The sequence below is a fragment of the Rhizobium beringeri genome (genome assembly GCF_004306515.1).
Classification (GTDB): Bacteria; Pseudomonadota; Alphaproteobacteria; order Rhizobiales; family Rhizobiaceae; genus Rhizobium; species Rhizobium beringeri.
The window spans coordinates 746,225-772,065 of record NZ_SILG01000001.1; the positions used below are offsets into that span (position 1 = coordinate 746,225).

Here is a 25,841-nt window from a genome sequence, read left to right on the forward strand (position 1 = left end):
AATTGCGAACAGAATTTGAGATTTTCAGGCCGAAGGGGCCTGAAATCATCCTGTTCGAGGCGCATGCAGGCTGTATCCGGTGTTGCGGACCGTATGCAGAAGCTGAACCTGGAACGGCTTGTCGACTTTTGCCCTGAGTCGGCTGATATGGGTCTCGACGACGCTGGTCTTCGGATCGAAGTGGAAATCCCAGACCCGCTCCAGCAGCATCGTCTTGGTGATGACCCGTCCTTCGCCGCGCATCAGCACCTCGAGCAGGGTGAATTCGCGCGGCTGCAGCTCGATCACCTGGCCGGCGCGGCGGGCCTCCCGCCGGATCAGATCGAGCTCGAGATCGGCAACCTTGAGCACCGTCCTCTGCTCCTGCACCGGCGGCCGGCGGCCAAGCGCATTGACGCGGGCCAGAAGCTCGGAGAAGGCAAAGGGCTTGACCAGATAATCGTCGCCGCCCGCTTCCAGCCCTTCGACCCGATCGTCGACGCCGCCGATCGATGTCAGGAACAGCGCCGACGTGCCGACCTTGGCAGCCCTCAGTGAACGCACGATCGCCAGCCCGTCGAGGCCCGGCAGCATGCGATCGACGACGATGACGTCATAGGCCTCGCGCTGCGCCTGAAACAGCCCATCGCGGCCGTCGCCGAAAACGTCACAGACATGCCCGGCCTCGGAAAAGCCCTTGGCGATATAATCGGACGTCTTGGTATCGTCCTCGATAAGCAGGATTCGCATCAGCCCGATCGTTCCCGGATGCCTGAGGCAACAATCTAGCGGATAGGGCTTCGGCCACAACTTACGGATTTGTAAGGTGATTGGTATCCCCGACAAGCTCCCATAGATCGACCTTCTCGGCGCGCCCCTTGACCTGCACCAGGCCAAGCGGGCGAAGGTCGAAGCGATCGGCGACCGCCTCGTATATGGCCGCACTCACCAGGATCGAGGTGTTGAATTCCTTGTTCAGCCCTTCCAGCCGTGAGGCGACATTGATCGTATCGCCCATGGCTGTGTATTGCTGCCTGGAAATCGCGCCGAAGCTGCCGACGACCGCCGGGCCGGTGTGCAATCCAAATCGCGTGATGAGCGCGGGACGGCCATTCTGACGGTTGGCTTCATTCAGGTCGTCGACCGCCGCTTTCATGGCTAGCGCGCATCGGCAGCCGTTTTCGGCATGTCTGGCATCGGGAACAGGGGCGTTCCACATGACGAAAATGGAGTCGCCGAGATATTGGACGACAGTCCCGCCATGGCGCTCGGCGATGGTGTTCAAGAGTTCGAAATAGGTCGACAGCGTATCGACCACGTCCTCGGGCGAATGCTGCTCGGATATGGTGGTGAAGTCGCGGATGTCGGTGAAGAGCACCGTCACATCCTGCCGCTGCGCCTTGACGGCGGTTCTTGCCCGGGGATCGATGATCCGCCTGACGACTTCACGCGGAACATAGAGGGCAAACTGGCCGATGGCGTGGCGGCTTGCCGCCAGCGCGCTCGCCAGCGTGTTGATCTCCGATATCCAGGAGTGGGAGACGCCTTTTTCGCCGACGTCGAGATCGCCGATCCTGCGCGCCTCGTCGGCGAGGCGATAGAGCGAGCGGCTGACCATGCGCGACAGCAGCACCGAGGCAGCGACGCCCGCAATCACGAAGGCGCTGGCAATAAGGAGATTGTGCATCAGCAGCCGATTGGCCTCAGCCACCAGATCTTCCAGGGGCACGACGATTGCGGCGACGCTTCCCTTGAACAGACCAGAGACGGCGACGGGGGCGATCTGCATGATCTGGCGTTCGCCATCGAGATCGATCCGCACAACGCCGCCATTTGCAAAGGCCGGATCCCGCCTGAGCCTCGCCACCGTTTCGAGGCTCGTGTCGTAACTGTCCGTCGTCGTATCGACGGCAACCGCGCCATCGGCATTTTTCGACCATATGCCGAGAAGCCTGTTCATGATTGCCGGGTCGGAATGGGCGATCAGATCATCGGCATCATCGATGATGTAGGCGCGCGCCCGCGGCGAAATCTCCCGCGCATCCAGCAGGCGGCTGACAGTCATCAGGTGGATGTTGATGCCGACGACAACCTGATCGTCGTCTCTCATCGGCGCTGCGATCGTCAGCGTTGGAAGCTGCAGCGTTCCCGCAACATACGGTCCGACGGATACTTCCTCGCCGTGCCGGATGACGGATTGGTACCAGGGGCGTTGCCGCGGATCGAATGATGCATAGTCGACGTCACGCTCGGCGATCGGCCTTGCCTGGAGGTCGAGGAAGCGAAACGTCGATATGACGTCCGGGCCCTGTCTGCGTGCTATCGTGCGGATCGCGAAAGCCGTGCCATCGGGTGCTGCCAGGATCCGGCGGACATCCTGCCTTTGCGTGTTGATGACCTGAAGATACGAGCCGTCAGGGTAGCCGGTGTAGACGCTCGTCGCGTTGGGGACGTTTCTGAGAACCTCCAGAAAGAATTGCTGTTTCGCCGTGATATCCTGGGGAGGCGGGGAGGCGAGCAGCGGCAGGGTCGATGCCAGTGCCACCGCCTCGGTGCCGCCCTGCAGCGTATTGCGGTACCCCTCGATCAGCCGCAGGCTCATCTCGCGCATCTGCTGCACGCCCGCACTGACCGCAGCATCGCTTCCTTGCCTGAACGCCAGCCAGATGATCGGCGTCGACGTGCAAAGCAGCGACGCGACGACCAGGACGCCGAGATGCAGTCTGAGGGGTTTCGACCAGTGCACGAGATTTTCCTCGAAATGCGGACACGTCTCAGCACACGAAGCATACTCAACGATGGCAGCTAACCGCTTTTTGAAAACTTACACAAGGTGGTGATATCGGTCACACCGCCGCTGCGCGTTTCGGCAGAACAAGATCGCCGACCGTGTAGGTATGGAACTCACTCTTCGAGACCGCATCGAGCTTCCGGAACTTCTCGACGAAGACCGGATCGGAGAAGAACTCCTCGACGTTTCCGGCGCCCTGGATCGCCTCGACGTTGACGACCGTCTGACCGTCGGCGCTCTTTGCCAGGCTGCTCCACAGAAAGCCTTCTTTCCGGTCGGCGACGTAGTGCACGACATCCTGGATGATGGCGAAGGCTTCCTCCTGCTTACCCGGATGGACGTGGATGACGTTGACTATGAAGGTCGTTGGCGCGGGCGCGCCCGCAAAGGCGGCAATGAGGTTCGTTTCCATGACTGTCTCCATCTGAAGCTCGGGCCATTGCGGCCGCGGCGACATCTGGATATTGGGATTGAGATAGCGGATAAATGGGCGTCTATTCGCAACACACCGGATGAAAATTCCGCAATAGGATGATCATTGGACAAGCTCGGCACGCTCGGCATCTTCATTCAGGTGGCAGAAGTTGGAAGCTTCGTGGCAGCCGGCCACCGCCTCGGCCTCTCGGGCTCGGCCGTCGGCAAGGCGATCGCTAGGCTCGAAGACGAGCTGCATGTCCGGTTGTTCAATCGCTCGACCCGCAGCATGGCCCTGACGGAAGAGGGCAGGTTCTTTTTGGAGGCGTGCTGGCGCATTCAATCGGAATACGAGTCCGCTCAGTCAAGGCTGTCGAACGCGCAGCTCGTTCCGCGCGGGCAGCTGCGCGTGAGCCTTCCGCTGGCCGGCATGCTCCTGATGCCGACCATTTCCGCCTTCATGCAAACCTATCCGGAGATCAACCTCGATCTCGACTTTTCCGATCGCCTGGTCGACGTCATCGAAGAAGGATTTGACGCGGTCATCCGCACGGGCGAGGTGAGGGACACCCGGCTGATGAGCCGAAAACTCGGGACGTTCAGGCACAGGATCGTTGCCGCACCGGATTACCTGATGGCCCATGGCTACCCGAGAGTACCCGAAGACCTTTTGGAGCATCGTTGCCTTCACCATCGCTTCGCCAATTCCGGCAAGCTCGAGCCGTGGCCGCTGGTTCGCAATGGAGATGAGCTCAAACTTGACCTGCCTGTGACGACGGTCGCGAGCACCTTGGAGCCGCTCATCTACCTCGCGGAGCGATCTTTCGGGATCACCTGTCTTCCTGCATTTGCCGTGGCCTCCGAGGTCGCAGAAGGCAAATTGGTTTCACTGCTGGATGATTATCTGGCGGACACCGGAACGTTTCGGGTCCTCTGGCCGACAAACAGATACCTTTCCCCCAAGGTTCGGGTATTCGTCGACTATATGGCCACCAATCTATTCGCCGGATGATCGCTCCAATGAGGGCTAATCGGGGTGCCTTGCCGTTGCGCTTCTGGTTATACCAGGCTGAAACTCTCTCCAGATTCATCCTTCCATGAGGCCCGCCTGTTCGAGCGTTTGGCAATGCTGCTCCTACTTTCAGCTGGAAATGGGCGGAGAAGCCTTGCGAATCGCATAAGTCTGTGCTTATGTGTCGGCATGATAGAGAACGACATCTTCAAGGCTTTGGCTGATCCCACCCGTTGCGCGATCTTTGAGAAGCTGGCGACCGGAAGCATGAATGCCAGCGCTTTGCGCGACGGCATGAAGATCAGTCAGCCTGCCATGTCTCAGCACCTCTCGGTTCTGCGCAGCGCGAGACTGGTGCGGGAGGAACGACAGGGGCGCTTTGTGAACTACGAGGTCGATCCAGAAGGCTTGGCACTCATTGCCGGATGGCTGGCGAAGTATCGCGCCTACTGGCCTGCTCGCATCGACGCCCTCAAGGCTCTGCTGAAGGATATGGATCAATGAACGAGAGTAAGATCGACGATCACCACAAGGGCATCGAGCTTGAGTACGAAATCGACGAGCCGCCGCACAAGGTCTGGCGCGCGATAAGCATTCCGGAGTTTCGAGAGAAGTGGTTGCCGAAAGAGGCATTGGCCGATTCAGAGGCTGCGTCTCTGACGCCGGGGCAAGAGGTCCGCTACAGGATGCGCGAAAGCCATCCGCCATTCCTTGAAAGCGTGGTCATCTTTCGGATTACCCCCAACGCCACCGGCGGAACCAAGCTGCGGATCATTCACGAGCTTACGGACGTAAGGTCCGATCGGATGACCCGCGCAGCCGCAAACAATAATAGCCTGCTCCTCATGCTCGCCGCCTGACGCGGCGAGCTTCCCTTTAAATTCTGGAAGATTGGAGTTCGCCTATGCGCGAAGCGATGCAACTCGTCCCTATGGTGGTAGAGCAATCAAGCAGAGGGGAGCGATCTTTCGACATCTATTCCCGCCTTCTTCGTGAAAGGATCATCTTTTTGAATGGCGAAGTGAACGACACCGTGTCCGCGCTGGTCTGCGCACAATTGTTGTTCCTCGAAGCGGAAAACCCCAAGAAGCCAATCAGCCTCTATATCAATTCCCCCGGCGGCATGGTGACGAGCGGCCTCGCCATGTATGACACCATGCGTTACATCCGCGCTCCGGTGCATACGCTTTGCATGGGGACAGCCCGCTCGATGGGATCGTTCCTGCTGATGGCGGGTGAACCCGGACAGCGGGCAACACTGCCCAATGCAAGCATCCTCGTCCATCAGCCATCCGGTGGCTTTCAGGGACAGGCATCGGACATGCTCATCCATGCCGAGGAAATCAGACGGACCAAGCACCGGATGACGCGCCTCTATGCCGAGCATTGCGGACGCACCTATGAGGAATTCGAACGTGCGATGGACCGCGACCATTTCATGACCGCAGAGGAATCTCTGGAATGGGGTTTGGTCGACCGCATCCTACAGGTCCGGGAAGAAAATCTGGACGCAACGGCATAAGCGTAGCCTCGGATTGCAATGGTCTATTCATGCGTCGATTGGTTGGAAGAACGCTTGAGAGCAAACCTCCTGGAAGCCTCTCCCCGCCCTTCCAGGCTTCCGCGAGGCCCGCCTGTTCAAGCGATCTGCTTGACGCTGGCCGGATAATCCGCCGAATTGCTGATGCGGATCGTATTTGTCACGAGCTCGCTTATCAAAGGGGCGTCCCCGCCAATGGCGAGCCGGATTTCAATCTCGTCGGTCATCGGCAAAGCCTAGGCCAGCGTGGCTGCTTCTTCAATCAATGCTTCGACCCTCCTTGCGACGTGCGCAGGCCGGCAATCACGACGAGCAGGCGAGGGATCACCTCAGAGCGTGTCGATCAGTCCTCCGTCCACGCGCATGGAAGCCCCGGTCGTCGCGGATGCCAAAGGCGACGCCAGATAGGTTACGAGGTTGGCGACTTCCTCGACGCTTGCAGCGCGTTGGATGATCGAACTGCCACGATGCTTCCTGACGAAGTCCGCCGCGACCTCCTCGATCGGCTTGCCCGTCTTTGCACGCTCTTCGGCAAGCATCGCCTCGACGCCTTCGGACAGTGTTGGGCCGGGGAGGACCGAGTTCACGGTAACGCCCGTACCAGCCATGCGCTTGGCGAGCCCGCGGGCAACCGCGATATCGGCGGTCTTGCTGACGCCGTAGTGAATCATCTCCACCGGAATGTTAAAGCCGGATTCCGACGCGATGAAGATGACGCGACCCCAGTCGACGTTCTGCATGCCCGGAAGGTAGGCACGCGAAAGCCTGACGGCCGACATGACGTTTACCTGCCAGTGGCGATCCCACACCTCGTCGCTCGCCTCGAAGAAGTCGAGCGGCTGAAAAATGCCCGCGTTGTTGATGAGGATGTCCACATGAGGAACCTTGGCGACGAGAGCGTCACACCCTTCAGCGGTTGCGACATCGGCTGCGACGGCGGCTACGCTGCCCCTGGCACCTTCGCCTTTCAGGCGTTCGGCGGCATTTGCGGTCTTTTCTTCCGACCGTCCGTTGATCACCACGTCCGCGCCAGCCCTCGCGAGCTGGCGGGCGATCGCGTAGCCGATACCTTCGGTAGATCCAGTAATAAGAGCGGTCTTGCCTGCGAGGTCGATCTGCATCTGCTGCTCCTTGTGAGGTTGGACAGAGAACGTAGGAACTAGCGGTCGGTCTCGCAACAGCCCACGACGTCGATACCCGATCGAATTCCTGGAAGTCGATGGTCTGCTTCGCCATTGACCACGTCCGAAAAGCGCCTCATGCACGAACCCGCTTCGCGGGAGGGTGCGCGCGGTGAGGTTGGTGTGATTATCTGAAGTTCTAGGCAGGCAGAGGCTGTTGCCAGACGATTGAGTTCCCTTCAACGAGAGGAACTTTCCATGGCCAGCTTTTCAAACGATGCCCCGATCACACCGCTTCGCCAGCGCATGCAACAAGACATGGTGATGCGGGGTTTGGGAACCCATACGCAGCATGACTACATTCGTCATGTCCGGCGCTTCGCCGCTTTTCTTGGGCGCACGCCCGACACCGCGACGGCCGAAGACATACGGCGCTTCCAGTTGTATCAGCATGAGAACGGTGTAGGCCCGGCGACGATCAATAGCACGGTCTCGGCGCTGCGCTTTCTGTTCACGGTGACACTGAGGCGGCGGGATATGGCGCGAGCGCTGGTGATAACCCGCAATCCGCGCAAGCTGCCCGAGGTGCTGAGCGTGGAGGAAGCCGCACTGCTGCTCGAGGCGGCACCAGGCATCAAATATAAAGCGGCGCTCGGCGTTGCCTATGGCGCGGGCTTGCGCGTCTCCGAGGTTGCGCACCTCAAGGTCGACGATATCGACTCGACACGCATGCTGATACGCGTTGAACAGGGCAAAGGGCGCAAGGACCGCAACGCCATGCTCTCGCCGCAACTCCTGGAACTGCTGCGACTGTGGTGGCGCGAAGGAAAGCGGCGCGGCGTCATGTTACCCCATGGCTGGCTGTTTCCGGGGCGCAGTTGCACCGATCCGATCTCGTCGCGGCAACTGCATCGCGCGGTGCAGGAAGCAGCCGAGGTTGCCGGCATCCGCAAGCGCGTCAGCCCGCATACATTAAGGCACAGCTTCGCCACCCACCTTCTGGAGGACGGCACCGATATCAGGGTCATCCAGGTTCTGCTCGGACACAGCAAGCTTGAGACAACCGCGCTCTATGCCAAGGTCTCGACCCGGACGATCCACGCGGTCGCGGGGCCGCTTGACCGGCTGATGGCGCTGATGGAAGGCAAGACGCCCGACGGCTGAGCCGTGCGCACCTCGATAGAGGTCGCCGATATCTTCCGTTCCGCCGGACCCGCCTACAGGGCAGCCCATGAAGGACATCTCAGCTTAGCCCAGCTCAAGGTGATGTCCGCGATCGAGCACTGCCGCACCGCTGCATTGGGCGGACATGTCGAGGCCTGCGAGGATTGCGGCCAATGGCGCATCGCCTACAATTCCTGCCGCAACCGGCATTGTCCGAAGTGCCAGGGTGCTGCCGCACGCACCTGGCTCGCTGAAAGAGAAGCCGACTTGCTGCCGGTGGGATACTTCCATGTCGTCTTCACACTGCCCGCCGGGGTCGCCGACATCGCATTCCAAAACAAGGCGCTGGCCTATGACCTGCTGTTCAAGGCCGCATCGGAAACGATGCTGACGATCGCTGCCGACCCGAAGCATCTCGGCGCACGCATCGGCATCACGGCTGTCCTGCATACATGGGGCTCGGCAATGATGCATCATCCCCATGTTCACATGATTGTGCCGGGCGGCGGCATTGCCCTCGACGGGAAACGATGGATCTCGTCGCGTGCTGCGTTCCTTCTGCCGGTGCGCGTGCTGGGCAAGCTGTTCCGCCGCCTGTTCCTCACTCGGCTGCTCCAGCTCCACGACGCCGGCCGGCTTGCCTTCTTCGGATCGGCAGCACATTTGGCTGATCGCCGGGCATTCGTGCGTCACCTGTCGCCGGTCCGCAAGACGCGCTGGGTCGTTTACACCAAGCCACCCTTCGCCGGCCCGGAAGCGGTGCTCGCCTATCTGTCGCGCTACACTCATAGGGTCGCAATATCGAATAGCCGCCTCATCAGCTTCGACCAGAGCGGCGTAACCTTCCGCTACAAGGACTACCGCCGCGATGGAGCGGACCGGCAGCAGATCATGACGCTCACCACCGACGAGTTCATCCGCCGCTTCCTGCTCCATGTCCTGCCGCGCGGCTTCCATCGCATTCGTCACTACGGCCTGCTCGCCGGCGGCTCCCGCACGAGCAGCATCGCACGCGCGCGCGAACTCCTGAACGTCGCTGCGCCGCCCTGTCACGACGCAGCGGACGAACAGACCGACTTTCGCCCGTCATGTCCCTGCTGTGGCGGACGCATGATCATCATTGAGGTATTCGAACGGTGGCGACAGCCGCGCGGGCCGCCAGACACGGCGGCAACGAACCGGGAGAACGCTTCATGACCCGGCATAGCCTGTTCATTCATGTGGCCACCTCACATCAACGTCGGCCAACGGGATGGCTTGCGCCAAGTGGAGTGGCGATAACTCTCAGTCTTGAAAACTCTCTCGGAGTCTCTGCGAAAATCTCTGCGATCACGCCTGCAGACGCCTTCTTCAACGCGCTTGGTCCTACGGACGCTGCTGTGATTGAGTGCCCCTGGGCCGCCCTGAAACACAAAACCCCATAGACCGGAGTGTGCGGACCGCGGGTTCCTGCATGAGAGGCTTTCGTACGCCTGACGGCACCCGAAACCCTAAACCATAATGGTCATCGAGCCACCCGTCGCTGTTGCTGCAAAGCGGACATCACGCAGTGACAACGCGGGTCGCAGTTGCGCCAAAAGCCGCCATTCCGCCCCATGGGGGTGATTAGATCACGAATTCCTCCTCGTACGTCTGTGGCTCGGGAACGACCGTAACCTCCACCGGAACGATCCAATTGGCCGCGTAGCTCTCGCAGTCGGAACGCTGGAGGTCGGGCTGCACGCACCCCGCCCCATCGATCGCGCGACATCGCAGTATAAATCGCCCCACTTCTTCAGGGGTCCACATGTACTCCCACAAGCGCCATGCAAAGGGACGTTCTGTTTCGAGAAGCCTTCCCTCGCGCCAGCCCCTGCCATCTCCGGTGCAGACCTGCACCTGCCGGATAGCAGCCTCTCCGCTCCAGGCGGCTCCGAAAATCCGATACGGTTGGCCGGCGATGAGACGCGCCCCCTGCACGGGACGCGCGATCTGCGCTTTGACCTCCATCTCCGCAAGGGGGACCAGCCTGGGTTCCCCGAGGCTGCGCTCCCAACGGAAATAGTCGCGCGCCTGCCAGTAGCCAAGGAACGGTTGCTCCACAACCGTGATATCAGTGATCCACTTGACCCAAGCCATGCCGAACCAGCCACCCACGACCGCGCGTAGCGGGTAGCCGTGATCGCGCGTCAACGGCTCCTCGTTCATCGAATAGGCAAGGATCGTGCTGTCAGCGATGGCCTTCTCAAGCGGTAAACTGCGCGCAAAAGCGATGGGGCCGGGAGAAGCCGTTTTCTTGTTCGTGTCGACGACGCCGCTGTCTGCGCCTACGAGCAGAACCTCACGTGCGGTTCGCTTAACGCCCGCCATTTCCAAAATCTCGCGCAGAAGAACACCTGTCCACGCAGCATTGCCGACGGCTCCGTTCTGCCACTGCAACCCCTCCTTCGGCGGCTCATAGTAGACGCGGCCGTTCCCTGCACACTCGACGACGGCGGTGAAAGTCGTGCTCCGCATCGCCTTGATGCTGTCGAGGTCAAGTTCGATCGGCCGCTCCACCGCCCCGCCAACGCGCAATCTCCAGTCTCGCGCATCGAGGTCCGGCGACGCGAAATGGTTTCGCACGAAGAACAACTCGGTTGGGATCAGCCAATCGGAGAGCGACGCAAACGGAAACTCGATATTCTCAGGGGATTTCTGTCGAACGATTAGACTGGGTTGCTGTGGTGTCGGCATCGTCCTCGTCTCCCCTGCACAACGTCGGCTCTCGGTCGCGCCAATTCCGGTACGATAAAACCGCCCCGCGCAGTGCGTCTGTCGCATTCCGCCTTCGGGCCGCATTCTAGCACATACCGCACATTCCTCGGATCGACCTCGAACGGCAGCAAAGGGCCCGAATGCTGCCATGGGCCTACGTCTCTTTCGCGCCCGCTTGTCGTTCAGGCACTACCGCTGGAGAAGACCAGCAACATATTGTTGGTAGGCATCTCGATCGTCTCGCGGAGATTAAGTCCAGCGGCCTCACCCGCTTGTTCAAGATCAGCGATATCACGCACACCCCAGGATGGGTTGCGCTCCTTTAGAGCCGCGTCGAAAACAGCGTTCGAGGGGGCGTTGTGTGCCCCGTCGCGCATGAACGGGCCGTAGAGAAGAAGAAGCCCACCAGCGTGAAGCAAACGGCCAGCTCCTGCGAACAATCCTAAGCTTGCCGCCCATGGCGCGATATGGATCATATTGATCGACACGATGGCGTCAAAATGCCCCGTTTGTTCGACGCCCCATTGTCCTGAGCACACATCAATATCCCGCGGTGCCAGCACATTCTTCAGCCCTGCGAATTTGATCCAGCTAGACGTGCTGGTGCGGGCGTCGGCATCCGGATCGCTCGGCTGCCAGGTGAGGTTGGGCATTGCTTCCGCAAAACACACGGCGTGCTCGCCGGTCCCGCATCCAATCTCCAGCACGGCGCCACGTGTTGGAAGGACACGTTTTAGGACCGCGACGATCGGCGCCGAATTTCGCGCAACGGAAGGTGAGAACATGCGCTGGTCGGCGCTTATGTCGCGCTGTTCCAGCGCAACAGGCGAACGATCCTTCTTCTCTGGGGGCATTGGCCTTGAATCCCCTTTGGGCGATGTCTCCCACCTTATAGCGGAAATGATAGGACTGAAACCAAGGACTTCGGACTTACGAAGGGGGGCGCCGGCGCGTGCGTTCGGCCGGGGGCGACCGAACGTCCACTTCGCGTCAGATCACGCGCCCGCCAGGCTCAAGGTCTGCTTTCGAAAATCGGAGCCCGGAAGCCGACCGACGGCTTTCGGCCCCGAAGCGGACTTCTTTCGTTGTCCAGGGATAAGGCTGGTTTGCGCCCCATGCACGAACCCGCTTCGCGGGAGGGTGCGCGCGGTGAGGTTGGTGTGATTATCTGAAGTTCTAGGCAGGCAGAGGCTGTTGCCAGACGATTGAGTTCCCTTCAACGAGAGGAACTTTCCATGGCCAGCTTTTCAAACGATGCCCCGATCACACCGCTTCGCCAGCGCATGCAACAAGACATGGTGATGCGGGGTTTGGGAACCCATACGCAGCATGACTACATTCGTCATGTCCGGCGCTTCGCCGCTTTTCTTGGGCGCACGCCCGACACCGCGACGGCCGAAGACATACGGCGCTTCCAGTTGTATCAGCATGAGAACGGTGTAGGCCCGGCGACGATCAATAGCACGGTCTCGGCGCTGCGCTTTCTGTTCACGGTGACACTGAGGCGGCGGGATATGGCGCGAGCGCTGGTGATAACCCGCAATCCGCGCAAGCTGCCCGAGGTGCTGAGCGTGGAGGAAGCCGCACTGCTGCTCGAGGCGGCACCAGGCATCAAATATAAAGCGGCGCTCGGCGTTGCCTATGGCGCGGGCTTGCGCGTCTCCGAGGTTGCGCACCTCAAGGTCGACGATATCGACTCGACACGCATGCTGATACGCGTTGAACAGGGCAAAGGGCGCAAGGACCGCAACGCCATGCTCTCGCCGCAACTCCTGGAACTGCTGCGACTGTGGTGGCGCGAAGGAAAGCGGCGCGGCGTCATGTTACCCCATGGCTGGCTGTTTCCGGGGCGCAGTTGCACCGATCCGATCTCGTCGCGGCAACTGCATCGCGCGGTGCAGGAAGCAGCCGAGGTTGCCGGCATCCGCAAGCGCGTCAGCCCGCATACATTAAGGCACAGCTTCGCCACCCACCTTCTGGAGGACGGCACCGATATCAGGGTCATCCAGGTTCTGCTCGGACACAGCAAGCTTGAGACAACCGCGCCCTATGCCAAGGTCTCGACCCGGACGATCCACGCGGTCGCGGGGCCGCTTGACCGGCTGATGGCGCTGATGGAAGGCAAGACGCCCGACGGCTGAGCCGTGCGCACCTCGATAGAGGTCGCCGATATCTTCCGTTCCGCCGGACCCGCCTACAGGGCAGCCCATGAAGGACATCTCAGCTTAGCCCAGCTCAAGGTGATGTCCGCGATCGAGCACTGCCGCACCGCTGCATTGGGCGGACATGTCGAGGCCTGCGAGGATTGCGGCCAATGGCGCATCGCCTACAATTCCTGCCGCAACCGGCATTGTCCGAAGTGCCAGGGTGCTGCCGCACGCACCTGGCTCGCTGAAAGAGAAGCCGACTTGCTGCCGGTGGGATACTTCCATGTCGTCTTCACACTGCCCGCCGGGGTCGCCGACATCGCATTCCAAAACAAGGCGCTGGCCTATGACCTGCTGTTCAAGGCCGCATCGGAAACGATGCTGACGATCGCTGCCGACCCGAAGCATCTCGGCGCACGCATCGGCATCACGGCTGTCCTGCATACATGGGGCTCGGCAATGATGCATCATCCCCATGTTCACATGATTGTGCCGGGCGGCGGCATTGCCCTCGACGGGAAACGATGGATCTCGTCGCGTGCTGCGTTCCTTCTGCCGGTGCGCGTGCTGGGCAAGCTGTTCCGCCGCCTGTTCCTCACTCGGCTGCTCCAGCTCCACGACGCCGGCCGGCTTGCCTTCTTCGGATCGGCAGCACATTTGGCTGATCGCCGGGCATTCGTGCGTCACCTGTCGCCGGTCCGCAAGACGCGCTGGGTCGTTTACACCAAGCCACCCTTCGCCGGCCCGGAAGCGGTGCTCGCCTATCTGTCGCGCTACACTCATAGGGTCGCAATATCGAATAGCCGCCTCATCAGCTTCGACCAGAGCGGCGTAACCTTCCGCTACAAGGACTACCGCCGCGATGGAGCGGACCGGCAGCAGATCATGACGCTCACCACCGACGAGTTCATCCGCCGCTTCCTGCTCCATGTCCTGCCGCGCGGCTTCCATCGCATTCGTCACTACGGCCTGCTCGCCGGCGGCTCCCGCACGAGCAGCATCGCACGCGCGCGCGAACTCCTGAACGTCGCTGCGCCGCCCTGTCACGACGCAGCGGACGAACAGACCGACTTTCGCCCGTCATGTCCCTGCTGTGGCGGACGCATGATCATCATTGAGGTATTCGAACGGTGGCGACAGCCGCGCGGGCCGCCAGACACGGCGGCAACGAACCGGGAGAACGCTTCATGACCCGGCATAGCCTGTTCATTCATGTGGCCACCTCACATCAACGTCGGCCAACGGGATGGCTTGCGCCAAGTGGAGTGGCGATAACTCTCAGTCTTGAAAACTCTCTCGGAGTCTCTGCGAAAATCTCTGCGATCACGCCTGCAGACGCCTTCTTCAACGCGCTTGGTCCTACGGACGCTGCTGTGATTGAGTGCCCCTGGGCCGCCCTGAAACACAAAACCCCATAGACCGGAGTGTGCGGACCGCGGGTTCCTGCATGAGAGGCTTTCGTACGCCTGACGGCACCCGAAACCCTAAACCGCTCCGGCCGGAAAGGCCGGTGGAGTCACCTCCGAAGATCAGACGTTCCCCCGAGGCGAGTTTGCCGACCCGCGCTACTCGCTTATGCTGGAAAGCAATTCGTCGAGCTGCTCCAACTGCTCCGGCAATGCGACCGCCGAGCCCTGTAGTGCTTCCTCAAGCGCCTCCTTGGACGGATAGACCTCGTGGAAAGTCACGAGTGTCCTCCCGCCTTGATCCTCGAAGGTCACGGTCGTGATTGCGCCCTCTTCGCCCTCGTCGTTGGTCCAGACGATGCGCTCGTTCGGCACCACCTCGAGATACTTGCCATAGAAGGCCATGGTGTCCGAACCGCCGGCGCCGAATTCCAGCCGATATTTGCCGCCGGTACGGACGTCCATATCGCACGATACGAGCGAAACGCCGGATGCCGATTTTGGCACCCACCAGCGCTGGAACAGCTCGGGCTGGCTCCACGCCCTGTAAACCGTGCTCGGCGGCGCATTGAATGTCCGCGTTACGACGAGTTCGCGATCGCCTCTGCGCTCGACTGATGTGCGATTCTCAGCACCACCTGCACTGTCAACTTGCTGGCTCATCACTTCCCTCCCGGTTCATTTCGCTGATGATTTCGTCCAATGCTTCGAAGCGGGCCTCGAAGAGCTTGCGATGCGCCTCGATCCATTCGGCCTCCGCCTTGAGGCCGCGTTTCCCAAGCTTGCAGGTTCTCACCCGTCCGACCTTCTGCGTGACGACAAGCCCCGCCCGCTCGAGAACCTGGACGTGCTTCTTCATGCCGGTCAGCGTCATCTGGAACTTATCCGCGAGACTGGTGATCGACGCGTCCTCTCGCCCAAGCTGATCGATGATCCCGCGGCGGGTCGCATCGGACAGCGCCGCAAACGAGAGATCGAGGGGAGGGCTTGCATACTGAACCATATAGTTCAGTGTTTACCCCACTCGCGCAGGAAGCGCAAGCGTCCCGAACTTTCCATGCCGTAGGCCCGCGCCGTGCAGGATACGAATGTTCGTATTCCTCAAGGCATTTCCTTGCCCTTATGCCATGATCCCAACTGCAATCGCGCCGTTTAAAAAGGCGGAGCTTTGCAGCAAAGTTGAATGTTGCGCAGCAGGTTCGTAACGGTGCATGATTCTTGCGGCGGTCTCACGCTAAGGAAATTCTGGCCTAAGTAAGGAGCTAAAGACATGAAGAACCAGGGCCAGAGTGAGCTGTCTGGTATCGGTGAAATCCGAGCCCAGCTCGGCGGCTGGCCCATATCGACGGCAGGCATGTCGTCTACCTCCCGCGGCCTGCACTTTGATGTGAGAGATGGGAGCCACGGCGTCGAACTGGTTGTGCCTGGGTGTGATCATCATGCAGTGTTAGTGGCGCTGGGATCATCAAGGCAATTCCGCTTTCAAACGCACATAGCGTCCCGCGAGGTATCTTGCAGAGCAGGGGATCTGATTGTCGTCCCGGCCGGTAGCCCAGCACGGCTTGGAGGCGCTATCCCGCCAATGCTTCGGATCGGGATCGACCCAGAGCAACTCAGCGATGGCTCCCGGTTGCGTGAGCCCCTCCGAGGCAGGGATGATCAGACGGGTTCTATCCTTCACGCCAACGATTTGTTTGCACAATACATCGGCGGCGCGATCCTCGAGGAGATGCGCAAGCCGGATTTTGAATGGCGGATGCCTCTGTTACGTCACCTTGCTGAAGCGCTAACCGTGCATTTCGTGACAATGTATGGTGTTTACACAGTCTCCGATCACACCGGCGAAATCAGCGACAGGGAAGCCATCCGACGGGTAATCGAGCATCTTGGGCGGACAACACACGACTTTCCAGACCTCTCCTCGCTCGCCAAGCGGACCGGTCTCAGCCGCTTTCACTTCATCCGGGTTTTTAAAGCTGAGATTGGCATGACGCCGGCGCGATACGTGGAGCAATGCAGAATTGAGCATGCGAAGTCATTGATCGAGACAGCCGAAATATCGTTGGCCGATATTGCCGATAAGCTTGGGTTTGTCGATCAAAGCCACCTGACCCGACGTTTCAAAAAGTTCGTAGGTAGCACCCCTGCTGCATACGCACGCGCACAGGGCCGCCGGCATTTGTCAGAGATATAACAATAATGTACAAAGTAAGCAATAAACTGCCATAAACGCCGGATAGCTTCTATACCCATCAAGCGAAAAAACAGATTTTTCGTCTTATTGTCCTGATTTAAGCAATAACATCCCAGATAGAGCAATAAAATGCCATGACCTAATCTCAGAAGTAGTGCATATGTATTGACGGAAGACGACATCAAGGCAGGAGATATAAACGTGAGCATTAGAAACGTTATTCTTGTGCACGGATATTTCCTGGACGGTAATGCTTGGAATAAAGTTATACCGTTACTGTCAGAGCGAAGCATTGATGCAATCGCCGTTCAGCTTTCATTGACCTCGTTCTCCGAGGACGTGGCAATTGTTCATCGCGCCATTGAAATGCAGGACGGTCCGGTCATCCTCGTGGGGCAGTCTTATGGTGGCGCGGTCATTACCGAGGCGGGCAACCATACCCGAGTTGCCGGCCTCGTCTACATCGCCGGCGCTGCGCCAGACAGTGGCCAGTCCGTCGACGACTGGTGGAGCGGTTATGCGACTGCGGCTGTTGTGAATGAACTGAGGCCCTGGGGCGACGCGCATGTTACGCTCACCCGCGACGGGGTGCGCAAATACCTCGGCCAGGATCTTCCGACTGCAGAAGCCGATATCGTCTACGCCACTCAGGGACCGCTTGGAACACGCAGTAAATTAGAGAAGATCTCAAAAAGCGCGTGGCACACCAAGCCTTCCTGGTACATGGTCACAACGCTCGACCACACGATGCCGCCCGCGGTACAGCAGGACTCAGCCGAACGTATGGGTGCCGAGATCATGGTTGTTCAGGCAAGCCACTTGCCTATGCTTTCACAACCGAAAGCCGTTGCCGAGTTCATCGCCAACGCCGCCGCGTCTTTTGACTGATAATTCGGTCCCAAGCCGAAGCATCATTCGAAACAACATATTCTGGAATTACCTCGCCACAGCGGCGAAACGACGACCCATTCCTGAGCGGCCCATTCCTGAGCGGAGTGTGTCTGTTCGGTGAAGTTCGACCCGGCACACATCGCCTGGTCACAAAAGCTTCGAAAGAAGCCGTTGGCTCGCTTGCCCCCCAACGGAATTATTTACCCAACCCAAGAAGGAACAGGATAATGCCGAAACCCACCATCGTTTTTTGCCACGGCATTTGGGCCGACGGCTCATGCTTCAGCAAAGTAATCCCTGCACTGCAGGCGGACGGGCACGAAGTCATCGCCGTCCAGTACGGCCTGGACTCCTACGAGGAGGACGTGGCTACGGTTAAGCGGACGCTCAACCGTGTCGGCAGCCCCGTCATCCTCGTCGGGCATTCCTACGGCGGCGCAACGATCACGGCCGCCGGCATCGACGAGCGTGTCGTTGGTCTGGTTTACATCGCCGCGGTCGCCCCGGATGTCGGCGAGACCGTGCAGGATCAGCTCGACAAATATCCTTCGGACATCTTCAACCACGTTGAGGCAGCGGACGGTCGGGCCTGGATGCTGCCGAGCGGAACCAAGTTCTTCGCTGGAGACCTCTCGGAGGAAGAGCAGAAGCTTGTATGGGCCACGCACTATGCGCCGGTCGCCGATCTGTTCAACCAGCAAAAGCTCAGTGCCGGCGAGATCGCGTGGAAGTCCAAGCCAAGCTGGTACGTCTTGGCGACGCAGGACCACACGGTGCATCCCGATCTTCAGCGCTGGGTTTCCAAGCGTATGAACGCGACGGTGACCGAGCTGGAAAGCAGCCACGTGCCGATGCTCTCCCAACCCGACGTGGTCATCGATGTCATCCGCAAGGCAGCGGCGGCCGTCCAGCGTCGCTGATATATCGTGGAAATTGCTTATGAAGAGACCGTCATGAGGCGGTCTTTTCTGTTATTCGCAGATGCACCTGTAAGCGCGTCCGCTAACTGTTCGCCGCGTGAGTGGATCAGGCGCGAATGCCAGCTGAGGGAAGGGGTGCGGGGGAGGCGTGGAGCTCGCTATGGGCCTTCAACCCTCCTTGCGACGTGCAAGGAGGGTTGAAACTCAAGGCCGGTTAGGCGGTCCGCCGATAGCGGTCGCGCTCTTGCGCGATCTGTTCAGGGGAATAAGGATCGAGCGCGTCGTCGAACCGGGTCCATCCCTGCTCGTTATAGGCACGCCGACGTTCGATCGGGTCGACCCAGTTTGAACCCTGGAGAATGGCCTGCGCCTCGGGGGTGCGGGTGTCGTCGACCTTGGCCGTGACCAAGCTGCCACCCCGGCGGACACCCTCGGCATAGAGGTGGGCATCGTCTTCCGAGACGCCGGAGTCGGTGAGGGCGCCGATCAGGCCGCCAGCGGCACCGCCAGCGACGGCGCCGGCGACAGCCCCGGCCGCAGTCGCGGCCAGCCAGCCTGCGGCAACCACCGGCCCGACACCGGGAATGGCCATCAGGCCCAGTCCGGTGAGCAGGCCGCCGGCGCCGCCGACGGCAGCGCCAATGCCGGCGCCGGTCGCGGCATCCTCGCCGACGTCAGAGTCGCGATCGATGCGGCCAGCCTTGTTGGAGACGATACTGATGTCGCTTGAGGGAATGCCTGCCGCTTCCAATTTGCTGACGGCGGAGCGAGCGTCCGAATAGTCGTCGAAAAGTCCGGTTACAGTTCTCATCATGCTTCTCCTTGGGTTACTTGGCGACGATGTTGCCTTGATAATCGAGGGCGATGGCGACGGCTTTGCCGTCCTTCATGCCGGAGGCCATCCAGATCCCCTTGTCATCGAGCTTGAGATCCTTGACGTCGGTGTAGCCCGCTTCCGCAATGCGATCCTTCGCCTGAGCTTCGGTAAAACTGTTGGCGCCCTCAACGGGCGCAGTCGGATTTTTGGTATCTGGGGTTGCAACCGCAGGTGTATTTCCATCTTTGGATGGAGCGGGTGTGGTTTGGGCAAAGGCTGCAATGGCAGACGCGCCGAAAATTGCCGCCGCGAAGACGATCTTCTTCATAGGTGTTTTCTCCATTTGCGGATCAGATGACGATCCATGCGGTCAGAACACGCAGGCGAGATCTTTGTTCCCAGAGATTATGCAATTGATTTTTCTAAATATATGGCAGAGCGGCGCGCTGCGGCTCATTCTCTGCGGCGCCGGGGCAATGTAAGCAGACAGTAACGGTGTGAGGTAACCGACGATCCACGCGCGCCTTGAGGAAACCTCTCGGTGTGAGGTCGGTCCTCTAACTCCTAAAGTTGTGTTGCTATCAAATATCCCAAGGGGTGGGGGCGCGGGGCCGCTCTCGGGATGCGGCCCCGGCAATCTCAGTGACTTCACGGAATACGGGCGATGACCTTTATCTCGAAGTCGAAGCCGGCGAGCCAGTTGACGCCGAGCGCAGTCCAGTTCGGGTAGGGTGGCTTGCTGAAAATCTCCTGCTTGACGGCCATGATCGTTCCGAACTGGTTTTCAGGATCGGTGTGGAAGCTGGTGACGTCGACTATATCATCCAACGTGCAGCCGGCGGCACTCAGCGTGGCCTTCAGGTTGTCAAAGGCGAGCCGCACTTGCTGTTCGAAATCGGGTTCGGGTGTTCCGTCCGGACGGCTGCCGACCTGTCCTGAGACAAACAACAGATCGCCGGACCGGATCGCGGCGGAATAGCCGTGCTCTTCGTAAAGAGCGTGCCGGTTGGCGGGAAAGATTGCTTCGCGTTGGGTCATTCTGATCTCTCTTCATTGTTGACAACGACCGATGAGCGCGGCGTAACGCTTCACAGTTCGCGCTCGATTTGGTATACGGTTCGTATGTGAAATATGCGACGTACGCACCGTATGTCAAGTCCATATACGCTTCGTATATGAAATTTGAGGAATGGAATGGCTAGGAAACGCAGCGAGACGATGCAGGAAAACCGCGTCAAATTGATCGCGGCGGCGCGAAAGGCTTTTGCGGAAAAGGGCTACTCCGCAGCATCGATGGACGAGTTGACGGCTGATGTCGGCCTGACGAGGGGCGCGCTTTACCACAACTTCCAAGACAAGCGCGGGCTGCTGGCAGCAGTTGTCGATCAGATCGACACTGAGATGGCGGTGCGCGCTCAAGAGATTGGCGCGCGCGCAGGGACCGATTGGCAGGGCCTGCTCGCCGAGGGGGCGGCCTATATCGAGATGGCGCTCAATCCGGAAGTCCAGCGCATCGTTCTGCTCGACGGACCTGCCGTGCTGGGCGATCCCTCGCAGTGGCCGAGCCAGAACAATTGTCTGCAGGTGACCAAGAGCACGGTGGAGCGCCTGATCGCCCAAGGCATCCTCAAGCCGCTTGACCCGGAGGCGGCGGCCCGATTGCTGAGCGGCGCGGCTCTCAATGCGGCGCTCTGGATCGCCGCCAGCGAAGATCCGCAGAGCGTGCTGCCAAAGGCGGTCGAGGCTTTTCATGCCTTGGCGGCAGGTCTGCTGGTGCAGCGTGTGTGATCCGCGAGCTGGGCGGCAAGCCTTACGGTGAGGACTTCGATATGGAATGATCCCATACAGGGACGGGCGCGAAATTCGCCGGTATCCCATCCGCTGTTGCTGCGTCAGGGGGCGGCAGCGCCGGGACCGCCTGCAACGCGGGTACCCTTGGTGCAGTTGATGGGAATCGAACGACAAGTGCGGCCACCTGCGCTTCCGCCACATTGGCAGAGTTCTTCGTCGCGCGACCCACATACGGACTCACCGCATAATCCCCTCGCGGGGCATTGGTCACTTGCCGTGCCGAATCCGCCGCGCCACATCACTTTTCGCAGAGCCGTCGGCCGCCGGAATATGGCTGATAGGTGCAATCAGACGGCCGAAAGGAGCGGTAACTGCGCGAGCAGGCGGTGATATTGCAGGATTGCGGTGCGCCTTGATCATCGCTTGAGGCTTCTGTCGATCGCACTCCGTTCAGCGTCGGTTCGGTCGCCGCCTCGCGCATGAAATCCCGCCAGATGTGCGCTGGCAGGGCGCCGCCCGTCACCCCCTTCATCGGCGCTTCATCATCATTGCCAACCCAGACACCAACGACGAGCGCTTCCGTGAAACCGACGAACCAGGCATCGCGATTGTTCTGGCTCGTGCCGGTCTTACCGGCCGCGAACGTGCCGGGATCTGCTCCACGTCCAGTACCGCGCTCGACCACCAACTGCAGGAGGCCGAGGAGATCGGACTGGTAGGGCGAAAGATCGACATTCGGCTTTGATTGTAAGCCAACTCGAAACGTCTTGGGCTGCCCTGCCGCTTGAAAGTCGATAATGCCCCAAGGCTTAACAGGTGCCCTGCCGAGCTGGACGGACGCGTAGGCGCTGGTGAGGTTGAGCAGGTTTACTTCGGATGTGCCAAGCGCCAAAGACGGCGTGTTGGCCAGCGGTGCATCGATGCCGAGTTCGCGCGCTGCGGCAATCACATTGTCTAGACCAACCTCTTCGGCAAGCGCCACAGACGCGGCATTGAGCGATCGCGCGAACGCCTCGGCAAGCGTTACCCAACCGCGATAGTCGCCACCGGAATTTTCTGGCGACCAGCCGTTGATGTCAATGGGCGCGTCCAGAACCCGGTCAGACAAGGTGAGCCCAGCCTTCAATGCCGCGTAATAGACGAATAGCTTGAAGGTGGAACCCGGCTGGCGCATCGCAGTGACGGCGCGGTTGAACTGGCTTACCTTGTAGTCGTGGCCCCCAACCATCGCAACGACCGCGCCGTCGGGCGTCATCGCAACCAACGCGGCCTGCGATGCTCCGACCGTCTTTCCTTCACTGTCGAGGGCTCTTTTCACAACCTTTTCGGCGAGCCGCTGCAACTGCGGCACCAGCGTCGTGCGCACCGTAGTCGAACCTGGGGAGGAGCCGGCGATTTCGCTCGCTTGCGGCGAAATCCAGTCGGCAAACCAGCTTCCGGAGCGCGGCGTGGGCGTCGTGGGTTGCAGCCTGGCAAAGCTCGTCTTGGCCTCCGCCGCTTGTGGTGCGGTGATCTTGCCATTGGCAGCCATCGCGTCGAGAACAACCATCGTGCGCTGCCGGGCGCCATCGAAATTGTCGATGGGATTCCATTGGCTCGGCGCCCGCAGCAACCCCGCCAGCATAGCCGACTCCGGCAGGTTAAGAGCGCCGATGTCCTTATTGAAATAGATGCGCGCGGCGGCGGGCATGCCGGTAGCGCCCGCGCCAAGATAGACGGTATTGAGATAGCGCGTCAGGATTTCCCGCTTGCCGAGCTTCCACTCCAGCCAAACCGCGATGACAACCTCCTGAATCTTTCGTTTTATTGTTCGGTCGCTGTCGAGGTATTGCAGCTTGATGAGTTGCTGGGTGATCGTGCTGCCACCCTCCACCACCGAGCCAGCCTCCAGGTTCCGCAGAAGCGCCCTTCCGATGCCTTTGGGATCGATGCCGAAATGATTCATGAATCGGCGATCCTCGATTGAAAGGACGGCATCGATCAGATTGGTTGGAAACTGGTCGTATCGAGCATAGGGCCCTTGATAAGGGCCCTGTCTTACCAAGGGCGCGCCGTCAGCAGTTTCCAGCACCACGACCGGCTTCAACGTTCCATCGCGGATTTCGCTCCAAGGCACATCCTTGAGTGCCCACACCAGCACGCTTCCCGCGAGAAGGCAGACAAGAAGGGCCAAACCCATGGCGAATTTCCACCAGGCCGCGACGCGCGGCGCGCTCTGGCGACTTTCACGGGTTTTTGAACGCTGATCGCGAATACCGCGCCAGGCTCTGACCAAAGCGGTCGTCATCCGGGGAGCCGACGTGACCCTCAACCGCGTCGACCTCAGCTTCGTCATCGATGACACGGCGGCCGTCTTGATCTTTGCCCAAGCAGAGCTTGCCTGCAAATCTTGGCGCAGCGCACCTAAAAGCGCCCTGGCGGCCCCTCGAGTTTGGCCGAAGGATCCGTGCGGCGGTTGCGAGTCCTCGACCTGGGTGATTCCTGGTGAATCCGAGGCGGCCACTTGCGCTGCCGAATCTGCTGTCTGATTGCCGCCCGTGCTTGAGCTGCCAACGTTTTCGCCTGAGGATTCGCGAGAATTGGGCATCGGTTACCGCTAAAATGCAAACGCAGCATGTTTATAGCCGGGCGATGCAGTGTGTTCTACCGCAAAAGGCGCCCAGGACAGAAGTCCTCGAGCGGATGTAACATGGCGCGGAGATCGACTCGAAAGACGTCACCGCCGCTCAGCTCAGCCAACAACAAGGACGAGGGACTGAAGCAGTACACCGTCTAAGTGCCATTTGGGATGCCGGCGGCGCGCAAGACGCCGCCGGGACATGCCTGTTAGGCCTCGATAACGTAGACAATCGTGAGTGCACCGGGATCGACGATGACGATCCGGCCATCTGCAAGGATGAAGAAGCGGTAGCCTTCATACTGCGGAACGATCTTCACGATGCGTGGCGGCAGTGGTTCAAGGCGAACCTTCTTCGGGATCGTCGTTCCGATAGAGACCGTGAAATTCACTTCCTTCACTGGCTCGACATGGACCTCCTTCACCACTGTGCGAATTTCGGTCTGCTGCTCGACGGAAATGTTGACGTTGGTTTTGGTGTCTGATGTCTGATTTTTCGTTGTAGCGTTGTTGTTGACGTTGGTTTCGGAAGAGCTTTTGTTGGTCGTCGACGAGTTCTGATCGGTCGACTGTTTGGATGCGTCGCCGCTCTGCGTGGTGGTGCCGCCGTTCGTGCCTTCTGTAGGTTTGGCATTTTGCGTGCTGCTCTTCGTGCCTGAGGTGGCGGAGCCGCTTGTATCGGTGCTGCCGGACTTGGCTGCGGGCTTCTGTTCGGTCGTGGTGCCACCGCTCGCGCCTTGCGATCCAGGTTTAGTTTCCGTCGAAGACTTGCCGGAGGCGCTTCCGCTCGTCGAAGACTTATCATCCGAGGGCTGCTCGGCGCTCTTTTTCATGTCTGAACCCTGGCCGGGTTTCTGCTGCGATGACTGGCCCTTGCCTTGAGGGCATGCTCCCGACGCGTCGGGGGTACAGTCGGTTCCGGAGGGATTGGAGCCGGACTGCGAACCGGCGTCCGCGCCCGTCTGAGAACCGGACCGTGCCTGGCCACTGCTCTTGGTGTCCTGCTGGGCTGCTGCGGGCAGTGTGGCAAGTGGCGATACGCTGAGTGACAACGCTGCCAAGAGCATGGTGAGATGGTTGCTTTTCATGATCAATCTCCGAGGTTTCGGGCACGCGATGCCGCCACGCATTCTCATGCGTCGCATGCGCGCCCTGATGGTTGGAAAGGGCGGCTGCAGCCGCCCGTCGGTCACTGGATGACCTGGATGACCTTCCGGGAGGAAGGTTCGACGATCACACGCTGATCGTTGACGATCGCGTATGCATATTTCGGATCGTCGGGAATTGGCGTGACGACCACGGTCTCCGGCAGAGGCTGTCCGACGACGACCTTCTCCTTCACCACGACGCGTTCGGCCGGAGCCGGAGCCTGTTGAACATAGGTCACCACCTTCTGCGGCGGCGGATCGATGACGCTGCCTGCCACGCCGCCGACGATGCCGCCGACAGCCGCACCGACCGGGCCGCCGACGATTGCGCCCGTTGCAGCACCACCTGCTGCTCCTGTCACAGTCGACGATTGCGCGAAGGCTGACGTCGATGCCAACAGGATGCTAGCGGCAATTCCTACTACTTTGATATTCATCTGTTTTCCTCCTTGTGTGCGGTTGGTTCCGCTGCGGAGCCAAACCGAGAGATGGAGGAAGTGTTCCTGACGTGGGACTTCATGCCGGGGCTTAGCCAGACCTTGGTCCTAGCGTAGGATTCGCCTGCCTACTGCGTGGGAAAACGGCTCAGCATCCGGTCCTGGACGTTCTCCTCGCCGACGATCATCGCAGCAAGCGAGATGGCTTTCTCGCGGTCTGCGGCGTTGGTTATAAAGCCTTCGAGCAGGACGACAGGACCGAGCATCCTGATCTCGATGGCACTGCTGTCGATATCCGGATCGGCGGAAAGGGCTGCTTCGATCGTCGCGATGGTGGACGCGGAACTGTGGCCTTGCGAGCAGCACTCTTCGTGATTGTAGTTGTCGGGGCCGAACTTCATAATCTCCTCCTGTTCCGCCCCTCCACGGACCTTCACGTTACCTCGCATTAGATATGAGCAGCGTGTCCTGACGTCGCCAGCCGGACTTAAGTCCGGCTTTCCCTCGGCACGATCCGGCTTAGATTCTCCTGATCCTTGCAAGGACGTCAGGCTCGTAATCCTTGCGAGGACATCAGGGAAGTTTTAGCGATGTTGCTGAATTCCAGTCAGAACCTCCCTGATGATTTACCGACCAATGCCAGCGGATGGAAAACGTGTCTTGCGAGGTAAAAGGGAGGTGATGTGCTGCTCGCACCTTGACGGTAATCTTGTGTT

At 60.1% G+C, this 25,841-nt stretch carries 29 protein-coding genes; 13 read left to right on the forward strand and 16 right to left on the reverse strand.

The window, feature by feature from the left end:
* Nucleotides 1-45: 45 nt before the first annotated feature.
* From ELH03_RS03845 to ELH03_RS03855, 3 genes are all read right to left on the reverse strand, one after another.
* On the reverse strand, nt 46-729 hold the full coding sequence (locus ELH03_RS03845; RefSeq protein WP_130766044.1) for a winged helix-turn-helix domain-containing protein: 684 nt from the start codon (nt 727-729) through the stop codon (nt 46-48).
* 61 nt (nt 730-790) lie between these two features.
* The gene (locus ELH03_RS03850; protein WP_130766045.1) at nt 791-2,725 is read right to left on the reverse strand and encodes an adenylate/guanylate cyclase domain-containing protein; all 1,935 of its coding nucleotides are present in this window, start codon (nt 2,723-2,725) and stop codon (nt 791-793) included.
* 100 nt (nt 2,726-2,825) lie between these two features.
* Nucleotides 2,826-3,182 carry an antibiotic biosynthesis monooxygenase gene (locus tag ELH03_RS03855; RefSeq protein ID WP_164902549.1) on the reverse strand — a complete coding sequence of 119 codons (357 nt, stop codon included), beginning with the start codon at nt 3,180-3,182 and terminating at the stop codon, nt 2,826-2,828.
* 126 nt (nt 3,183-3,308) lie between these two features.
* On the opposite strand from ELH03_RS03855, the gene ELH03_RS03860 reads away from it, so the two are divergent.
* The 4 genes from ELH03_RS03860 to ELH03_RS03875 all read left to right on the forward strand — a co-directional run bounded on the left by ELH03_RS03860 (nt 3,309) and on the right by ELH03_RS03875 (nt 5,718).
* On the forward strand, nt 3,309-4,196 hold the full coding sequence (locus tag ELH03_RS03860; protein WP_130766046.1) for a LysR family transcriptional regulator: 888 nt from the start codon (nt 3,309-3,311) through the stop codon (nt 4,194-4,196).
* Between the two features lie 189 nt (nt 4,197-4,385).
* Nucleotides 4,386-4,700 (forward strand): ArsR/SmtB family transcription factor, encoded by a 315-nt coding sequence (locus ELH03_RS03865; RefSeq protein WP_026188300.1) that lies wholly within the window; start codon nt 4,386-4,388, stop codon nt 4,698-4,700.
* On the forward strand, nt 4,697-5,056 hold the full coding sequence (locus tag ELH03_RS03870; RefSeq protein ID WP_130766047.1) for an SRPBCC family protein: 360 nt from the start codon (nt 4,697-4,699) through the stop codon (nt 5,054-5,056). The genes ELH03_RS03865 and ELH03_RS03870 overlap by 4 nt, the downstream gene beginning before the upstream one ends.
* 44 nt (nt 5,057-5,100) lie before the next feature.
* A complete protein-coding gene (locus tag ELH03_RS03875) occupies nt 5,101-5,718 on the forward strand; it encodes an ATP-dependent Clp protease proteolytic subunit (protein ID WP_128403185.1) in 618 nt (205 codons plus the stop codon).
* Nucleotides 5,719-5,834: 116 nt separating this feature from the next.
* Here ELH03_RS03875 and ELH03_RS38460 read toward each other — a convergent pair whose 3' ends face one another.
* Together ELH03_RS38460 and ELH03_RS03885 are read right to left on the reverse strand one after the other, a co-directional pair.
* Entirely contained in the window at nt 5,835-5,963 is a 129-nt protein-coding gene (locus ELH03_RS38460; RefSeq protein ID WP_281035096.1) for a hypothetical protein, read from the reverse strand.
* 102 nt (nt 5,964-6,065) lie between these two features.
* A complete protein-coding gene (locus ELH03_RS03885; protein ID WP_130766048.1) occupies nt 6,066-6,857 on the reverse strand; it encodes an SDR family NAD(P)-dependent oxidoreductase in 792 nt (263 codons plus the stop codon).
* A gap of 258 nt (nt 6,858-7,115) precedes the next feature.
* Here ELH03_RS03885 and ELH03_RS03890 point away from each other — a divergent pair, with 258 nt between their 5' ends.
* Nucleotides 7,116-8,021 carry a tyrosine-type recombinase/integrase gene (locus tag ELH03_RS03890; protein WP_127431939.1) on the forward strand — a complete coding sequence of 302 codons (906 nt, stop codon included), beginning with the start codon at nt 7,116-7,118 and terminating at the stop codon, nt 8,019-8,021.
* A gap of 3 nt (nt 8,022-8,024) precedes the next feature.
* Nucleotides 8,025-9,218: an IS91 family transposase gene (locus ELH03_RS03895; RefSeq protein ID WP_130766052.1), complete on the forward strand. Its 1,194-nt coding sequence runs from the start codon at nt 8,025-8,027 to the stop codon at nt 9,216-9,218.
* Nucleotides 9,219-9,626: 408 nt separating this feature from the next.
* Here ELH03_RS03895 and ELH03_RS03900 read toward each other — a convergent pair whose 3' ends face one another.
* Nucleotides 9,627-10,736, reverse strand: coding sequence for a sulfite oxidase (locus tag ELH03_RS03900; protein WP_130658524.1), 1,110 nt, complete (start codon nt 10,734-10,736; stop codon nt 9,627-9,629).
* A 203-nt stretch (nt 10,737-10,939) separates the two neighbouring features.
* Entirely contained in the window at nt 10,940-11,611 is a 672-nt protein-coding gene (locus ELH03_RS03905) for a DUF938 domain-containing protein (RefSeq protein WP_130766051.1), read from the reverse strand.
* A 381-nt stretch (nt 11,612-11,992) separates the two neighbouring features.
* On the opposite strand from ELH03_RS03905, the gene ELH03_RS03910 reads away from it, so the two are divergent.
* Both ELH03_RS03910 and ELH03_RS03915 read left to right on the forward strand, forming a co-directional pair.
* Nucleotides 11,993-12,898: a tyrosine-type recombinase/integrase gene (locus ELH03_RS03910; RefSeq protein WP_130806653.1), complete on the forward strand. Its 906-nt coding sequence runs from the start codon at nt 11,993-11,995 to the stop codon at nt 12,896-12,898.
* Nucleotides 12,899-12,901: 3 nt separating this feature from the next.
* Nucleotides 12,902-14,095 carry an IS91 family transposase gene (locus ELH03_RS03915; RefSeq protein WP_130766052.1) on the forward strand — a complete coding sequence of 398 codons (1,194 nt, stop codon included), beginning with the start codon at nt 12,902-12,904 and terminating at the stop codon, nt 14,093-14,095.
* 374 nt (nt 14,096-14,469) lie between these two features.
* Here ELH03_RS03915 and ELH03_RS03920 read toward each other — a convergent pair whose 3' ends face one another.
* Together ELH03_RS03920 and ELH03_RS03925 are read right to left on the reverse strand one after the other, a co-directional pair.
* Nucleotides 14,470-14,973 carry an SRPBCC family protein gene (locus ELH03_RS03920; protein WP_130766053.1) on the reverse strand — a complete coding sequence of 168 codons (504 nt, stop codon included), beginning with the start codon at nt 14,971-14,973 and terminating at the stop codon, nt 14,470-14,472.
* Nucleotides 14,957-15,313: an ArsR/SmtB family transcription factor gene (locus ELH03_RS03925; protein ID WP_128403190.1), complete on the reverse strand. Its 357-nt coding sequence runs from the start codon at nt 15,311-15,313 to the stop codon at nt 14,957-14,959. Before ELH03_RS03925 ends, ELH03_RS03920 begins: the two co-directional genes overlap by 17 nt.
* A gap of 267 nt (nt 15,314-15,580) precedes the next feature.
* Here ELH03_RS03925 and ELH03_RS03930 point away from each other — a divergent pair, with 267 nt between their 5' ends.
* From ELH03_RS03930 to ELH03_RS03940, 3 genes are all read left to right on the forward strand, one after another.
* A complete protein-coding gene (locus ELH03_RS03930; RefSeq protein WP_197729978.1) occupies nt 15,581-16,504 on the forward strand; it encodes a helix-turn-helix transcriptional regulator in 924 nt (307 codons plus the stop codon).
* A gap of 201 nt (nt 16,505-16,705) precedes the next feature.
* Nucleotides 16,706-17,392, forward strand: coding sequence for an alpha/beta fold hydrolase (locus tag ELH03_RS03935; protein ID WP_130766054.1), 687 nt, complete (start codon nt 16,706-16,708; stop codon nt 17,390-17,392).
* 230 nt (nt 17,393-17,622) lie between these two features.
* Nucleotides 17,623-18,315 carry an alpha/beta fold hydrolase gene (locus ELH03_RS03940; RefSeq protein WP_128403192.1) on the forward strand — a complete coding sequence of 231 codons (693 nt, stop codon included), beginning with the start codon at nt 17,623-17,625 and terminating at the stop codon, nt 18,313-18,315.
* Between the two features lie 214 nt (nt 18,316-18,529).
* On the opposite strand, the gene ELH03_RS03945 is transcribed toward ELH03_RS03940, so the two are convergent.
* The 3 genes from ELH03_RS03945 to ELH03_RS03955 all read right to left on the reverse strand — a co-directional run bounded on the left by ELH03_RS03945 (nt 18,530) and on the right by ELH03_RS03955 (nt 20,170).
* Nucleotides 18,530-19,126, reverse strand: a complete 597-nt coding sequence (locus ELH03_RS03945; RefSeq protein WP_128403193.1) for a general stress protein — start codon at nt 19,124-19,126, stop codon at nt 18,530-18,532.
* 16 nt (nt 19,127-19,142) lie between these two features.
* Nucleotides 19,143-19,460: a PepSY domain-containing protein gene (locus tag ELH03_RS03950; protein ID WP_128409869.1), complete on the reverse strand. Its 318-nt coding sequence runs from the start codon at nt 19,458-19,460 to the stop codon at nt 19,143-19,145.
* Nucleotides 19,461-19,780: 320 nt separating this feature from the next.
* Nucleotides 19,781-20,170, reverse strand: coding sequence for a RidA family protein (locus ELH03_RS03955; protein ID WP_128403195.1), 390 nt, complete (start codon nt 20,168-20,170; stop codon nt 19,781-19,783).
* A gap of 156 nt (nt 20,171-20,326) precedes the next feature.
* Here ELH03_RS03955 and ELH03_RS03960 point away from each other — a divergent pair, with 156 nt between their 5' ends.
* Nucleotides 20,327-20,920, forward strand: a complete 594-nt coding sequence (locus ELH03_RS03960) for a TetR/AcrR family transcriptional regulator (RefSeq protein ID WP_128409868.1) — start codon at nt 20,327-20,329, stop codon at nt 20,918-20,920.
* A 301-nt stretch (nt 20,921-21,221) separates the two neighbouring features.
* Here the strand turns inward: ELH03_RS03960 and ELH03_RS03965 are convergent, their stop codons facing one another.
* Complete coding sequence (locus ELH03_RS03965) at nt 21,222-23,102, reverse strand: PBP1A family penicillin-binding protein (protein ID WP_245462540.1); 1,881 nt, start codon at nt 23,100-23,102, stop codon at nt 21,222-21,224.
* Between the two features lie 121 nt (nt 23,103-23,223).
* Between ELH03_RS03965 and ELH03_RS37835 the strand changes: the two genes are divergently transcribed.
* Entirely contained in the window at nt 23,224-23,451 is a 228-nt protein-coding gene (locus ELH03_RS37835; RefSeq protein ID WP_233942041.1) for a hypothetical protein, read from the forward strand.
* A 298-nt stretch (nt 23,452-23,749) separates the two neighbouring features.
* Here ELH03_RS37835 and ELH03_RS03970 read toward each other — a convergent pair whose 3' ends face one another.
* The 3 genes from ELH03_RS03970 to ELH03_RS03980 form a co-directional block, all read right to left on the reverse strand.
* Nucleotides 23,750-24,628, reverse strand: coding sequence for a DUF1236 domain-containing protein (locus ELH03_RS03970; protein ID WP_130766055.1), 879 nt, complete (start codon nt 24,626-24,628; stop codon nt 23,750-23,752).
* 101 nt (nt 24,629-24,729) lie between these two features.
* Nucleotides 24,730-25,125 (reverse strand): DUF1236 domain-containing protein, encoded by a 396-nt coding sequence (locus tag ELH03_RS03975; protein ID WP_130766056.1) that lies wholly within the window; start codon nt 25,123-25,125, stop codon nt 24,730-24,732.
* Between the two features lie 128 nt (nt 25,126-25,253).
* Nucleotides 25,254-25,526: a BON domain-containing protein gene (locus ELH03_RS03980; RefSeq protein ID WP_128403200.1), complete on the reverse strand. Its 273-nt coding sequence runs from the start codon at nt 25,524-25,526 to the stop codon at nt 25,254-25,256.
* Between the last annotated feature and the right edge of the window lie 315 nt (nt 25,527-25,841).

Coding starts and splice junctions, on each gene's coding strand:
- ELH03_RS03845 (WP_130766044.1), bottom strand. CDS start 729: ATGCGAATCCTGCTTATCGAGGACGATACCAAGACGTCCGATTATATC.
- ELH03_RS03855 (WP_164902549.1), bottom strand. CDS start 3,182: ATGGAAACGAACCTCATTGCCGCCTTTGCGGGCGCGCCCGCGCCAACG.
- ELH03_RS03865 (WP_026188300.1), top strand. CDS start 4,386: ATGATAGAGAACGACATCTTCAAGGCTTTGGCTGATCCCACCCGTTGC.
- ELH03_RS03870 (WP_130766047.1), top strand. CDS start 4,697: ATGAACGAGAGTAAGATCGACGATCACCACAAGGGCATCGAGCTTGAG.
- ELH03_RS03875 (WP_128403185.1), top strand. CDS start 5,101: ATGCGCGAAGCGATGCAACTCGTCCCTATGGTGGTAGAGCAATCAAGC.
- ELH03_RS38460 (WP_281035096.1), bottom strand. CDS start 5,963: ATGACCGACGAGATTGAAATCCGGCTCGCCATTGGCGGGGACGCCCCT.
- ELH03_RS03885 (WP_130766048.1), bottom strand. CDS start 6,857: ATGCAGATCGACCTCGCAGGCAAGACCGCTCTTATTACTGGATCTACC.
- ELH03_RS03890 (WP_127431939.1), top strand. CDS start 7,116: ATGGCCAGCTTTTCAAACGATGCCCCGATCACACCGCTTCGCCAGCGC.
- ELH03_RS03900 (WP_130658524.1), bottom strand. CDS start 10,736: ATGCCGACACCACAGCAACCCAGTCTAATCGTTCGACAGAAATCCCCT.
- ELH03_RS03905 (WP_130766051.1), bottom strand. CDS start 11,611: ATGCCCCCAGAGAAGAAGGATCGTTCGCCTGTTGCGCTGGAACAGCGC.
- ELH03_RS03910 (WP_130806653.1), top strand. CDS start 11,993: ATGGCCAGCTTTTCAAACGATGCCCCGATCACACCGCTTCGCCAGCGC.
- ELH03_RS03920 (WP_130766053.1), bottom strand. CDS start 14,973: ATGAGCCAGCAAGTTGACAGTGCAGGTGGTGCTGAGAATCGCACATCA.
- ELH03_RS03925 (WP_128403190.1), bottom strand. CDS start 15,313: ATGGTTCAGTATGCAAGCCCTCCCCTCGATCTCTCGTTTGCGGCGCTG.
- ELH03_RS03930 (WP_197729978.1), top strand. CDS start 15,581: ATGAAGAACCAGGGCCAGAGTGAGCTGTCTGGTATCGGTGAAATCCGA.
- ELH03_RS03940 (WP_128403192.1), top strand. CDS start 17,623: ATGCCGAAACCCACCATCGTTTTTTGCCACGGCATTTGGGCCGACGGC.
- ELH03_RS03945 (WP_128403193.1), bottom strand. CDS start 19,126: ATGAGAACTGTAACCGGACTTTTCGACGACTATTCGGACGCTCGCTCC.
- ELH03_RS03950 (WP_128409869.1), bottom strand. CDS start 19,460: ATGAAGAAGATCGTCTTCGCGGCGGCAATTTTCGGCGCGTCTGCCATT.
- ELH03_RS03955 (WP_128403195.1), bottom strand. CDS start 20,170: ATGACCCAACGCGAAGCAATCTTTCCCGCCAACCGGCACGCTCTTTAC.
- ELH03_RS03960 (WP_128409868.1), top strand. CDS start 20,327: ATGGCTAGGAAACGCAGCGAGACGATGCAGGAAAACCGCGTCAAATTG.
- ELH03_RS03965 (WP_245462540.1), bottom strand. CDS start 23,102: ATGGGTTTGGCCCTTCTTGTCTGCCTTCTCGCGGGAAGCGTGCTGGTG.
- ELH03_RS03970 (WP_130766055.1), bottom strand. CDS start 24,628: ATGAAAAGCAACCATCTCACCATGCTCTTGGCAGCGTTGTCACTCAGC.
- ELH03_RS03975 (WP_130766056.1), bottom strand. CDS start 25,125: ATGAATATCAAAGTAGTAGGAATTGCCGCTAGCATCCTGTTGGCATCG.
- ELH03_RS03980 (WP_128403200.1), bottom strand. CDS start 25,526: ATGAAGTTCGGCCCCGACAACTACAATCACGAAGAGTGCTGCTCGCAA.